The sequence below is a fragment of the Treponema ruminis genome (genome assembly GCF_014201975.1).
Classification (GTDB): domain Bacteria; phylum Spirochaetota; class Spirochaetia; order Treponematales; family Treponemataceae; genus Treponema_D; species Treponema_D ruminis.
The window spans coordinates 419,297-432,138 of the sequence record NZ_JACHFQ010000002.1; the positions used below are offsets into that span (position 1 = coordinate 419,297).

Here is a 12,842-nt window from a genome sequence, read left to right on the forward strand (position 1 = left end):
AATTATAACTTATAAAAAGACTTTTTCAAGGTAGGCTTAAAAAAAAGAGGAAAGATTTACGATAAAGGATTTGCAGGAGCCCCCTAGTCTTTGTAGAGGAGATAGGGCTTTCGAAGTTTCTTGAAATTTGTAATGTCAGTCTGCCAGAATGACTTTATTTTATCTGCTGAAAGGCCGGCTTCAAGCTGCTCGCGGACTTTTGTCGAACCGCTCAAGAGGTCAATCCAATAGTATTCTCGCAAACGGACTTTTCCCCAGAATTCTGAGTCCTTTCCGGCTTCTTTTGCTTTTTGATAGGCGCCACAAAGATAGGAAAGATCGCAACCAGCAAGAAAGATTTCTTCGAGGGGCTTTGATCGAAGGTCTTTTCCGAAGCAGGTCTGCTCCAAAAAAGGCGGATTTACCGCTCCTGGCATGGATTTCGGAACAAAAGAAAAATCCACTCCGTCAAGGGAATCAAAATAAGGACTTCCGTAGGCTTCAAATGGAAAATCAGTGCCCCGGCCCACGGAAACAATCGTGTTTTCAAAAAAGCAAGTTGAGGCGTAGAGATATATGGCCCTCATATTCTTGATGTTTGGAGAAGGAGCCCGGATAAGGGAGTATTTTGTCTGATGTGTGTAATTTTTGCAGGGAATGACCGTAAGGCGGCAGGAATCTTTACCGGCTGAAAACCAGCCCTCGCCATTCATCATTTGGGCAAGTTCACCCAGAGTCATGCCGTGCACGGTCGGAATCGGAAGGCGGCCAACCCCGGATTTAAAGTCGTCCTTTAGGATTTCACCGTCCACATAAAAGCCGTTGGGATTGGGCCGGTCAAGGATAACGACTTCCTTTTGATTTTTCGCACATGCATCCATAAGATAATAGAGGGTAATGTAATAAGTGTAGTAACGCAGCCCGACGTCCTGAATGTCTATTACAAGGGTGTCAAAAACTTCCATGTTCTTTGGATTTATCGTGTGCCTGCTGTCGTTTTCGTAAAGGGAAAGAATCGGGATTCCGGTCTTTTCGTCAAGGCTGTCATAAATGCCTGAGCCCGCATCTTCAGTGCCCCGGAAACCATGCTCAGGACAGAATATCGCCTCAACCTTAATTTTCTGGGAAAGAAGAAAATCAAGAATATGCTCTCCGTAAGTGACGGGATTTCCTTCCAAGTCCCTGCCAAAAGGAATGAGGGAAAGGTCCTTATCAGCGGAACTTGTAAAGCCGCCGAACTGAACGCTTCCGTCAGAAAGAATGATTTTGTCACCAACGATGCCCGAATGATTTGAAAAAAGAGCTATCCGCCTTTCCTTTAAAAGAGGGCCGTACTGGTCAAACTGCTCGTCGCCAAGTATTACGCGGGGATTTAGGTCTGCGGCCGTCGATTTTGATGATGTGCAGGAAGTGAAAATCATTAAATTTATAGAAGAAATCAGCAGAGGAAGAAAGGCAAGTTTGTGAATCTTCATTTTTAATACCCTTTAAGCTGTAAAACCCTCAGTACGCTTTCATTGAGACGGTCTTCGCTGATTCTGCCTGAGCGTACAGCCGCAAGAATGGCATCATAGCCTGCAAAAAAATCTTTGGGCATGAGGATGATGTCGTTTCCGGCTTCAAATGCAAGAAGGCTTGCTTCCCCTGAGCCGTAGTTCTTTTCGATTGCCCCCATATCCAGGGCATCGCTCAAAACAAGACCCTTGTAGCCCAGCTCGCCACGCAGTTTTTCCGTAATCAGTTTTTTTGAAAGAGAGGCCGGATAAAGGCTGTCTATCGCCGTACAGGTGACGTGGGCAATCATAATGCAGTCAGTCTGGCTGAAGTTCTGCCTGAAAGGGATGAGCTCGCAGGCTTTAAGTTCTTCCCAGGTCTTTGTGACCGCAACATAGTCTGAATGGGTGTCGCCCCTTGTGTCTCCGTGACCGGGGAAATGCTTTATGCAGCCCTTTAGGCCTGTTGAATGAAGTCCGCTCAAAAAGGCCCCGGCCATATCGGCTACCAGCTGGGGATTATCACCAAAGGCCCTGTCTCCGATGACTATGTTTTCTGGATTTGTGTTTACATCAGTGACCGGTGCAAAATCGAGGGTAAAGCCGTATATCGAAAGGTAGGAGCCGATGATTTGACCGGCTCCGCGGGCGTTTTCTATGTCTCCAGTTTTTCCGACCTCTCCCATGCTCTTAAACTTTGGAAGGAAGAAATTTTCGTTCCTTGCAAGTCGGGCTACCCTTCCTCCCTCTTCGTCAATGGCAAGAGTGGCTGGAATCGGCGTGAGTGAAGAAAGAAATTTTGTGAGTTTTCTGGTCTGTTCGGGAGTCTTTATGTTCCGGGCAAAAAGAATGAAGCCTGCGACCGGGTATTTTAAAGCGGCTTTTGAAAGGGCGGGATTTGCTTCTGTTTGCGAGCCGAGGATTTTGCCTGAAACAAGCTGTTCCGGCGTTATGATGAAAAGCTGAGCAACTTTTTCCTCGGTCGTCATCTGTGAAAGTATGACTTTGGCATCTGTAAGCTCAAAATCACGTTTTGGAGAAGCTTTATCCTCTGGGGATGAGGCACAGCCAGCCAATGAAACTGCAGCCAAAAGAACCGCAGTGCATTGGACTGTAAATGCCTTGAAAAAAATCAAATTTAGTTGTCCCACGACATCATCTGGTCGTCGATCGGTTTTCCTGGGATTGCCATCGGGAGAATCATTTCGTCGATGTCAACGCGAGAGTCTACGATGCAAGGCTTTTTGCTTTCGAATGCTTCCTTGAAGACTTTTTCGAACTCGGCGTTGTTGCCTGCCTTGTAGTAGCCTACTCCGTATGCGTCAGCCAGCTTGCCCCAGTCAGGACCGAAGTCGAGTGTTGTGTGGCTGTAGCGTTTGTCGTAGAAGAGCTTCTGCCATACGCGGACGTTGCCCAAAGTGCCGTTGTTTACCAGAACGATTACGATTGGAAGATTGTAGCGCGCGATTGTGCAGAGCTCGTTGCAGTTCATACGGAATGAGCCGTCACCTGCGATATGAACTACGCGGTCTTCCGGGTGAGCGACCTGGATTCCCATTGCGGCTCCTGTACCGAAGCCCATTGTTCCCAAACCGCCTGATGTTACGAAGCGGCGCGGCTTTCCGAACGGATAGAACTGGGCCGTCCACATCTGGTGCTGGCCGACTTCGGTTGTGATGTAGGCTTCGTCGCCTGCGTATTTGTGAACTGTCTCAAGCATGAATTTAGGATTGATTGCGTCAGCCTTGACTTCTGAGTAACAAGCCGGAACTTCTTTTTTCCAGTCATCGACTTTTTTAAGCCAGTCTTTGTGGTCGTGTTTTTCGATGAGGGGAAGGAGACGTGTAAGGATTGCCTTTACGTCGCCGATAAGCTGTCCGCCGACAGGAATGTTCTTATTGATTTCGGCAGGGTCGATGTCGATGTGGAATACTGTTGCATGCTCAGCGAATTTTTTTGGATCGCCGATTACGCGGTCAGAAAATCGTGAGCCGAGGGCAAGGACCAGGTCGCTTTCGGTTACTGCCATGTTGCTGGCCCTTGTTCCGTGCATACCGACCATCCATGTGCAGAGAGGGTGGCTTGCAGGGAATACGTCGCGGCCCATAAGGCTTTCTGCAACCGGGATCTGTGCCTTTTCTGCGAATTCCAGAAGCTCCTTTTCGGCGCCGGAGATTTTAACGCCGCCGCCTGCGTAGATTACAGGTCGTTCAGCCTTGTTGATGATTTCTGCTGCCTTTTTGATTTCTTCGTCTGTTGGAACTGCAACCTTTACGACTCGTGAGAAATTTGCGTTTTCTGCAACGATGTCCTTGAGTCCGTCACTGCCTTTTGGAAGAGGCTCGAATTCCCATGATTTTGCAGTTACGTCTTTTGGAATGTCGATGAGGACAGGGCCTGGACGGCCTGATTTTGCGATGATGAAGGCCTCACGGAAAGTTTTTGCGAGGTCTTTGACATCCTTTACGATGAAGTTGTGCTTTGTGATTGGAAGGGTTACGCCTGTGATGTCGATTTCCTGGAAAGTGTCTTTTCCGAGAAGAGGTGTGCCGACGTTACATGTGATTGCAACGACAGGAACTGAGTCCATGTAGGCTGTCGCAATACCTGTTACGAGGTTTGTAGCTCCAGGGCCAGAAGTTGCCATACAGACACCGACATTTCCTGTGGTGCGTGCATAACCGTCTGCGGCGTGGGCTGCAGCCTGTTCGTGTGCTGTTAGAATATGATTGATTCGGTCTGAATTCTGATAAAGTGCGTCATAAATGTTGAGGATGTTTCCGCCAGGATAGCCGAAAACTGTGGTTACTCCCTGCTCAACAAGACATTCGATTACGATTTGTGCGCCTGTAATTTTCATATGTTCCCCATGAAGATTTTTTGATTAAGGGTATTTTACTGATTTTGGGAAGTTGATTCAATTAAGCTACGCAAAATCATTAAAAAATTGTATATTGTCTCTATGAAAAAAGTTTCATTAATTCAAAAAAATCTGACAATGCTTGCTTTTGCGGGTATTCTTTCATCATTTTGGCTTTTGGGCTGCGCTTCAACCAGCGGCGGAAATACACTCCCTTCTGTTCATGTGACGTCTGAAGAATTTAAGGCAAACGCACTCAAAGTTGAACCTTGCGAATGGAAAGACATTGAAAATCCTTACGAAAATTTCAATTCTGTTGAGAAAATTTCAGAAGACCAGCTCGAAAAAGATCTGGATATGTTCTGCTGGATTTTTAAAACAACTTATGCGGGCTATGAAAATGCTTGTGAACGTGGCTTGGATCTAGAACTTCTCAAAAAGAATATAAAAAATCATTTTGAAGGAAAAGAAATCAGCGTTGAGGAATTTTTTGAAGTCTTAAAAGCTGAACTTTCGGGCAAAATTCAAGACACGCACTTTTCAATCCACCTCAATAACTGGTCATGGCATTTCTGCGACAATTACATCGTTTACTGGTCGGATATTTTCGTCAAAAAGACAGGAGATTCGTTTGAAGTCGTGGAAGTCGGGGAAGATTCGGCAAAACTGGGAATTAAAACCGGCTCAAAATACGAAGGAAGCACGGAAAATCTCTTTTACTATCCAGGAAAAGGCGAAGGAATCTACAGAGTCGGTGAAATCGAAAAAGCTCGCCTTCCAGCCTATTCTCAAATGCTCAAAAAAACTGACGACAAAATCAACGTCGCTCCATCTCAGGAAAAGTCGCTTTTAGTTTCAATCGATGGCAAAGTCTATGAAATTCACGCAAAATCAGAAGTTCCGATTAATATGCTTCCGAATGTACGTTATGGCGAAAAACAGACCGAAAATTCCGCGTATATTTCTCTGAGCAGTTTTCAGCAGCCGCCAGCTGATTCAAAATATCGAAGAGGTGCGGATAAAAATTTTCAAAAATTCATGAAGGCCGGCTCTAATTTTCAGGACAAAAAGAACATAATCGTCGATTTAAGAAGCAACTCTGGCGGCTACGATACTTACGGCACAAATTTTTTTATTAATCTGTATGTTCCGGGCAGCAAAAATGTGAGCGAATACGACTTGGCGCGATATGGAATCGGAATTGCCTCAAAATTCTGGAAAGCAGAAAACTTTGTTCCAGCAAAACAAGTTCAGTCACCAGCCCTCACCCAGCTTGAAGCCATGAAATACAAAAAATTCAATACACAAACCAGAGAAGCGGACAATATCGTGGAAAATATGCTGCTTGAACAGAAAAATGCCCCCTGCAAAATCACTTATGACTCAAGAAACTTTTTGGATAAGATGGCAGAACATGCACTTCCTGTTCCAGAAAAACCTCATTTCACAGGAAAACTGATTATACTAATCGACAGGAACTCAGCTTCTGCCACAGAAGAGTTTGTGTGGACTGCAAAAGAAGACTTTGGCAATCAGGTTATTGTTGTGGGAGAAAATTCTTCAGGCTGCTGTGAATACTGGAATGTGAATCCCTTCCGGCTCTCAGAATCAAAAATCGTGTTCTACATTTCAGCAACGGAAATGACAGGAAGCCTCAAACGATTCAAAAACTGGCATGGCGAAGGCTTTGGCGTTTACCCGGACGTGTGGACAAACGGGGTAGATTTATTGGAAACACTTGTTAATCTGACTAGTGACGAATCACTCCGAGAAAAGATTCAGAATATTGAGTGGGGATTGCAGTAATTTATTGCCACTTGTATATTGTCTCTATGCGGATTCTTTTTTATTCTACAAGCTCAAACATTTACGACGGCGGGGCAATCACCACCACGACACTTCCTTCATGGACTGAGCAATGGGATTTTTTTGCTGAAAGTCACCCTGAGCACGAGATTTTGATTGCGACTCAGCTTCCGGCCATGTTTTTGTGCGACGTTGATGGCAATTCTATAGTAGAATCCGGGAAAGTCCGGCGGATTTTGATAAAATCTGACAAAGAAAAAGAAATTGCTGATGAACTTGCGGAATTGAAGCCCGACATTGCGATTGCGGTCAGCTTTTATGTCGTTCCATACGACTGGCTCACGATAAAGGACGCGATGGTGGCGGATTTTTTGCGCGAAAAGGGAATCAGAACGATATGCCACTCGGTTGAGACAGCGACAATCTGCTTTGACAAGTGGCGCACCCATGTTTTTCTGGAAAAGCTCGGCGTGAACTGTGCGAAAGCAGTTTACATGCACCACGAGCTTTGGATTAACGGCGGAAACAGGCGTGATTTACGGAGCAATGTCTTTCGCGACTCAGTTTTTCATGAAATCAAAAAATTGCGCTTTCCGGTGATTATAAAAGACACGACGGGTCTCAGTTCTTTTGGCGCGGACGTTGTGAATACTTACGATGAAGCGGTGGGAATCTTAAAATCCAAGAAAACGACTTCGGACAGAATAATAGAAGAAATGATTTCAGGAGAGCAGTTCGGCTGCGAGATTTACGGCAGCGGCGGCAAGTACACGATTTTTCCGCCATTCAAATTCAGCGTGAACCAGTACGGAATCACAAGCCCAAAGCAAAGCGTGAAAATCGGGCCGATCGGCTTGAATGAAAAAGAAAAAAGGCTCTACAAGATTAGGGAGCTGAACGAAATGCTTTTGAAGCTCGCAAATGGAATGAGGCTCGACGGAATTGCCCAGGTGGATTTGGTCTTCGACGGCGAAAAATGGTTCGTGATTGAAGTAAATCCAAGGCTTTCCGGGATGAGCACGACTTATGCGGCCAGTTCCGGCCTTTTTTTACCGGAGATAATTTTTAATGAATTATTGAATTCCTCACAGAGAGCACAGAGGGCACATAGATTGTCGTTAAATATCAAATTCCCGATTCTGGAGCGGGGAAAGCTTCTGGAACTCAAGGCTCTGCCCTACGTTGCATTTGTTAATCAGATTGAAAACCATGCGGCCAGGCAGATTCGCGAGCAGGGATACTGCGAGGTGATTTTGTGCGCCGCTACCAGGGCAAAACTTCTGGAAAATCTTCTGGACTTAAAAGAGAAATTCGCTGATTTTATTGAAGAAGGATTTTTTGACAAGGCGGAGGATATGCTCAGGGAACTGGCGGGCTAAGGATTGTAGTGACGGCGAAGCCGTTGCGAAGTGACGTAGAGAAGCGAAGGAACGCAGCAATGCAGCCGAAAGGCGGAACCCAAACGAGCACGACAACAAAAGTGCTCGCGGAAAGCCTGGCCTGAGCGAATGCGAAGGCAGCCCCCAAAATTTAATTGTACAAATTCCACTTTTCCAGTGTATCATTAGATAAGGGAGTCAGTGGATGAAGCAGATAACTTGTGCAGTTCAGGATACTTTTGATGCGGTTAAATTTCTGGATGGAATAAAGGCGAGTCCTGAATATCAGAATGCGAAATCAGTTCTTGTAAATATTTTTACGGAGCGTGTCCAAAAAGATTATATCAGCTATCTTTCTGGCATAGTCCGTGAAAAACTTGAAAAGGCCAGGGTTGCCGGTCTCACCTGCATTCAGGGCCTGGCTCACGGAGAAAGTTTTCGCGAAAGGACCATTCTCACAGTCCTCTATTTCAGCCAGTCTGAGGTCGAACTTTTGGAATATGATTTTTCTGAGATTTCGGTTGATGAGGCAAAAAATAATTTTCTGGAAGTCCTGCATAAAATCAAGAATTTGCGGGGAATTCAGGTCTACACCACTCCACTCAAAAACAATGTCACCAACGACTTTCTTTCCGCAGTCAATTTTGAGCATGAAGATGTTCCGATTTTTGGTGCCGGGGCAGGCTTTGCAGACACTGCCGAAGAACAGAATTTATACATCATCGGAAACAAAATCCATGATAACGGCGTAGTCATCACTTTATTCAGAGGCGAGAGGCTTAGAATTTACGCGGAATCAACTTTGGGCTGGACTCCAATCGGCAAGGAATTCAAAATCACCGGCGTGGCTGAAAATCATATTTTAAAGACCCTTGACGGTGAAGTGGCCGGTGAAATCTATCAGAATTATCTTGGCGTTACATCCAGCCAAAGCTTTATTGAAAACACATGCGAATTTCCCTTTATGCTCAAGCGGGGCGACAAGTGGCTGGCCCGAATGCCAATCAAAAAGGACGAAGAGGGCTTCGTTCATTTTACCGCTGACATCCACGAGGGCGAAAAACTGGTCTTCTCTTACGGCTCAAAAAAACTGATTTTAAAGCAATCTTTCAACCTGGCCGAATACATGAGCCGGAAAAATCTCGACGGTCTTTTGCTTCACGTCTGCCGCAACAGGCAGCTCTATTTGAAGGACGACGAAATCCTTGAAATTCACGCATTCTCGAATTTTTACCGTGAGGCGGCAGGCTGTTTTGCCTTCTCAGAAATTCTTTACAAAAACAGAAGCGGGGGCCTGCAGAACAGCGCTCTGGTCGTAGTCGGATTCAGGGAATTTTCGGCCGACGAAAAGATAAACGAAGAAGACTGCTACATCGACTTTTACGGAGCAAGAAATTTTATCGACAACAAGCTGGTCGAAGACATTTCCCTGAGCAAAAAAGACGAAATTGCCCTGCCCTTTGAAGACCGTCTGGTAAATTTCTTACACGCGACGAGCCGGGATCTTTATCAGGCAAACTTAAAGCTTGAGGAAGCGGCGACAACGGACGGACTCACAAAGATTTTCAACCGAAAAAAGATCTCCGAAATCATTTGCGGCGAGTTGAAAAAGAAAAGTCAGGAAAAAATCAGCCTGATAATGTTCGACATCGACAATTTCAAGCGGATAAACGACACCTACGGCCACGACATGGGCGATGAAGTTCTGGTCAAAATTGCAGGCAAGGCAAAAAGCTGCATAAGAAGCTCTGATTCAATCGGTCGCTGGGGCGGCGAGGAATTCATGATTCTTCTGCCGGGCGCGCAAAAAGAAGAAGCAAGGGAAATTGCAGAAAAAATCCGCTCATCAATCAATGCAATTCAATGGGAGAAAATGCCTGCAATCAGTATTTCAGTCGGCGTAACCCAGGTTCGTGACGAAGAAGACCTGCAGGATTCCTACAAGCGGGTTGACGAAAGACTCTACTACGCCAAAACGCACGGAAAGAACCAGGTCTGCTCTGAGGATATTGCATAAGGCGCACTAAAGCATTTCAAATATTTCACTTTACGCAACACTCAAGAACAAGTATAATTCTCTGAGTTACAACAGATTGCCGGGTCAAGCCCGGCAATGACAATTGAGGTACATTATGGCAAATACTAAAAAATCTGATAACGCAATCAAGGGTACGGCACGCGCTCCGCACCGCTCACTTTTCTATGCTTCTGGCTACACTGACGAGGAACTCGCCCAGCCGATGGTCGGAATCATCTGCGCAAAAAACGAACTTATTCCAGGCCACATCGAGCTTGACCGCATCGCTGAGGCTGTAAAGGCTGGCGTACGCTTAGCCGGCGGCACTCCAGTTGAATTCCCTGCAATCGGTGTATGTGACGGCATCGCAATGGGCCACGAGGGCATGAAATACTCCCTCGTTACCCGCGAGCTCATCGCTGACTCAGTTGAATGTGTCGCAAAGGCCCACCAGTTTGACGCCCTGGTAATGATTCCAAACTGCGACAAAATCGTTCCGGGTATGCTCATGGCTGCTGCCCGCCTCGACCTTCCGACAGTTTTCGTCTCTGGCGGTCCTATGATGCCTGGTCACTTGCCGGGTCATGATCCTTCAAATCCATACTCAGGCAAAAACCTTTCCTTGACTGATATGTTCGAGGCTGTAGGCGGCCTTGCAGTAGGCAAAATCAACGAGTGCCAGCTTAAGGAACTTGAAAACTACGCTTGTCCTGGCTGCGGTGCTTGTTCAGGCATGTTCACAGCAAACTCAATGAACTGTCTCACTGAGGTTTTGGGTCTTGGCTTGCCGGGCAACGGAACAATTCCAGCCGTAACAGGACGACGAATCCAGCTTGCAAAACACGCAGGCATGGCTGTAATGGAAATGTACAAAAAGGGAATCACTGCCCGAGCGATGATGACCAAAAAGAATTTTGAGAACGGCCTTGCCGCAGACATGGCTCTCGGCTGCTCTTCAAATACAATGCTCCACCTCCCTGCAATCGCTCACGAGGCTGGAATCGAAATCGACCTTCACGAAGTAAACGAAATCTCTAACCGCACTCCTAACCTCTGCCACCTTGCTCCTGCAGGCCACACATTCATGTGCGAGCTTGATGATGCAGGCGGCGTTCAGGCTGTTCTTGCTGAGCTTGCAAAAAAGAACCTCATCGATACAAGCCTCATCACTGTCACAGGAAAAACAATCGCAGAGAACATCAAGGGAGTTAAAAACCGCAATCCTGAAATCCTCCGCCCGATTGAAAATCCTTACTCTGACAACGGCGGAATCGCAATCCTCTTCGGAAACCTTGCTCCAAACGGCACTGTAGTAAAACGCTCTGCTTGTGCAAAGGAACTCATGCTCCACACAGGTCCTGCCCGCGTATTCAACGACGAGGCTGAGGCAATGGAAGCAGTTCAGAAGGCACAGATTAAGGCCGGTGACGTAGTCGTAATCCGCTATGAAGGACCAAAAGGCGGACCTGGTATGCGAGAAATGCTGGCAGTTACAGCAGCCCTCGCAGGTCAGGGCCTGGACAAGCAGGTTGCCCTGATTACAGACGGCCGCTTCTCTGGAGCTACCCGCGGTGCTTCACTCGGTCACTGTTCACCGGAAGCAGCAGTCGGCGGTCCTATCGCTCTTGTTGAGGAAGGAGACAAAATCACCCTCGACATCAACAACTACAAGATTCACCTCGACGTAAGCGATGAAGAACTCAGCCGTCGAAAGGCAGCATGGAAAGCCCCTGAACCAAAAGTTAAGACAGGCTACCTTGCCCGCTACGCAAAACTCGTTTCTTCTGCTGACAAGGGAGCTATTTTGCAATAGAATTGCAATATGACTGAAACTTTTAGCAACTGGACGGAATATGATGCCTGGCTTATTCAGCATTACGAGGAATTCGCGATGACTAAAGTCGATGAAATTGACGGAAAAGTTGTCGTGGAATACATGCCTAAGGCTGAATGGGAAAAACAGGAAAGGGCTGCAGGACGAATGTAGCAATCAGTAATTGTCCCACCTGAAATCATCAAAATCCTTAATCTGCACTTCCCTCTCATTCCGGAAATATTTTTCAAGTTTTCGGATTGTGAGGGGATTTTTATTTGCGTAATTGGGATTGAGGTAAAAATAGGCCGAATACAAGCTTTCGGCCTCGCTTTCCTTTGAACTTTCATCATCAATAAAGACTATTCCCGCCAGATTTCTGGCCACGTCACATACCCGGATTTTTTTGTTCTGATAGCTTTGCGAATAGCGGGCTGCATCTTCTTTGATTCTGTTGAGCTCGATAAAAGTTCGGCGGGCAAGGGAGCGGTAAAAGATATTGTTGAAGTCACCGAAATCGACTGTTTCCTCGTTGAACCAGGGATTCCTCACCATTGTGATAACGGAATATTCATTGTCCACAAGTTTTGAGCCGTAGTCCAGAAATTTGTACTTGTAGGCCTCGGCCATGGCGAAGGGAGAATATTCTTTTACGGTTGTCAGGGTGTCGGAATATTCGATTCGGAAGGTAAAGACGATTCCTGTTTTTGACTCGTAGGGCACAAGGCGGCGGTTTTCAGAAATTGCATTTGTCAGGGCGTAGTAAATTTTTCGTTTTTCATAGCCCAGATGGGACTTTACTTCGGTGTAGTCTATGCTTGAAAGGTTGTCCACGCCAATCATCACGCTTTTTCCCAGAGTGACCAGGGCGTATTCTTCCACAACCTCGATAACTTCGTCCAAAATGTTCTGGTGGATGCAGTTGAATGATTTTATGTCGGTGAAAACCTTGTCGTGGCGAAGGTGCAGGCACAAGTCGATGTCGATTACTTCTTTCTGACCGTTGATTGCCGGAATCGATGAGGGATGATTTTTTATAGGAAGAAGGTTGATGTAGGAAAGATTGAAGAATTCGGAAAACTGGGAATAAAAATCCAGGGCAACCAGCTCGGAGTAAGGCCCCGCCCAGGCAGAATTTTTGGCCTCACCGATGTTTTTAACCCGCTCGGCAATATCGTTGATTGCTGACCTGTCGCCGGAGAATTTATCATTGAGCCGCCTGAGCCTGTCAAAGAAATTGCGGGCAAAGAGGTTGTGTGGCTTACGGTTGAGAGGGGCAATGCAGTTGTTCGTGTTCGCACGGTTCTTTATAACCTTGCTGACTTTGAAGACCTGCCTGATGATTTTTTCGAGATTCTCGATGTCGGTCATTTTTTTAATTATAAATCCTGATTTTCAGATTCACAAGTTTTATTATATGGCTGTCATAATATAGAAGATTTTTCTTTGTAAATCAAAAATCCTGTGTTATACTGAATAACATAAGAATATTTAA

Annotated in this window: 9 protein-coding genes; 5 read left to right on the forward strand and 4 right to left on the reverse strand. The window is 46.1% G+C overall.

Annotated features, from left to right (window positions below; genetic code table 11):
• Positions 1-83: 83 nt before the first annotated feature.
• Genes HNP76_RS04230 through ilvB form a run of 3 tightly spaced genes read right to left on the reverse strand, consistent with a single transcriptional unit; the run spans position 84 to position 4,332 of the window.
• Entirely contained in the window at positions 84-1,454 is a 1,371-nt protein-coding gene (locus HNP76_RS04230; RefSeq protein ID WP_184657815.1) for an exo-beta-N-acetylmuramidase NamZ family protein, read from the reverse strand.
• Positions 1,455-1,456: 2 nt separating this feature from the next.
• Entirely contained in the window at positions 1,457-2,563 is a 1,107-nt protein-coding gene (locus HNP76_RS04235; protein ID WP_184657816.1) for a glycoside hydrolase family 3 protein, read from the reverse strand.
• A gap of 47 nt (positions 2,564-2,610) precedes the next feature.
• A complete protein-coding gene (ilvB, locus tag HNP76_RS04240; protein WP_184657818.1) occupies positions 2,611-4,332 on the reverse strand; it encodes a biosynthetic-type acetolactate synthase large subunit in 1,722 nt (573 codons plus the stop codon).
• Positions 4,333-4,434: 102 nt separating this feature from the next.
• On the opposite strand from ilvB, the gene HNP76_RS04245 reads away from it, so the two are divergent.
• The 5 genes from HNP76_RS04245 to HNP76_RS04265 all read left to right on the forward strand — a co-directional run bounded on the left by HNP76_RS04245 (position 4,435) and on the right by HNP76_RS04265 (position 11,521).
• Positions 4,435-6,138 (forward strand): S41 family peptidase, encoded by a 1,704-nt coding sequence (locus tag HNP76_RS04245; protein WP_184657820.1) that lies wholly within the window; start codon positions 4,435-4,437, stop codon positions 6,136-6,138.
• Between the two features lie 26 nt (positions 6,139-6,164).
• A complete protein-coding gene (locus HNP76_RS04250; RefSeq protein WP_184657822.1) occupies positions 6,165-7,517 on the forward strand; it encodes an ATP-grasp domain-containing protein in 1,353 nt (450 codons plus the stop codon).
• Between the two features lie 205 nt (positions 7,518-7,722).
• A complete protein-coding gene (locus HNP76_RS04255; RefSeq protein ID WP_184657824.1) occupies positions 7,723-9,534 on the forward strand; it encodes a sensor domain-containing diguanylate cyclase in 1,812 nt (603 codons plus the stop codon).
• A gap of 115 nt (positions 9,535-9,649) precedes the next feature.
• A complete protein-coding gene (gene ilvD, locus HNP76_RS04260) occupies positions 9,650-11,347 on the forward strand; it encodes a dihydroxy-acid dehydratase (RefSeq protein ID WP_184657826.1) in 1,698 nt (565 codons plus the stop codon).
• Positions 11,348-11,356: 9 nt separating this feature from the next.
• Positions 11,357-11,521, forward strand: a complete 165-nt coding sequence (locus HNP76_RS04265; RefSeq protein ID WP_184657828.1) for a hypothetical protein — start codon at positions 11,357-11,359, stop codon at positions 11,519-11,521.
• A 3-nt stretch (positions 11,522-11,524) separates the two neighbouring features.
• Here HNP76_RS04265 and HNP76_RS04270 read toward each other — a convergent pair whose 3' ends face one another.
• Positions 11,525-12,718, reverse strand: coding sequence for a hypothetical protein (locus HNP76_RS04270; protein WP_184657830.1), 1,194 nt, complete (start codon positions 12,716-12,718; stop codon positions 11,525-11,527).
• Positions 12,719-12,842: the final 124 nt, after the last annotated feature.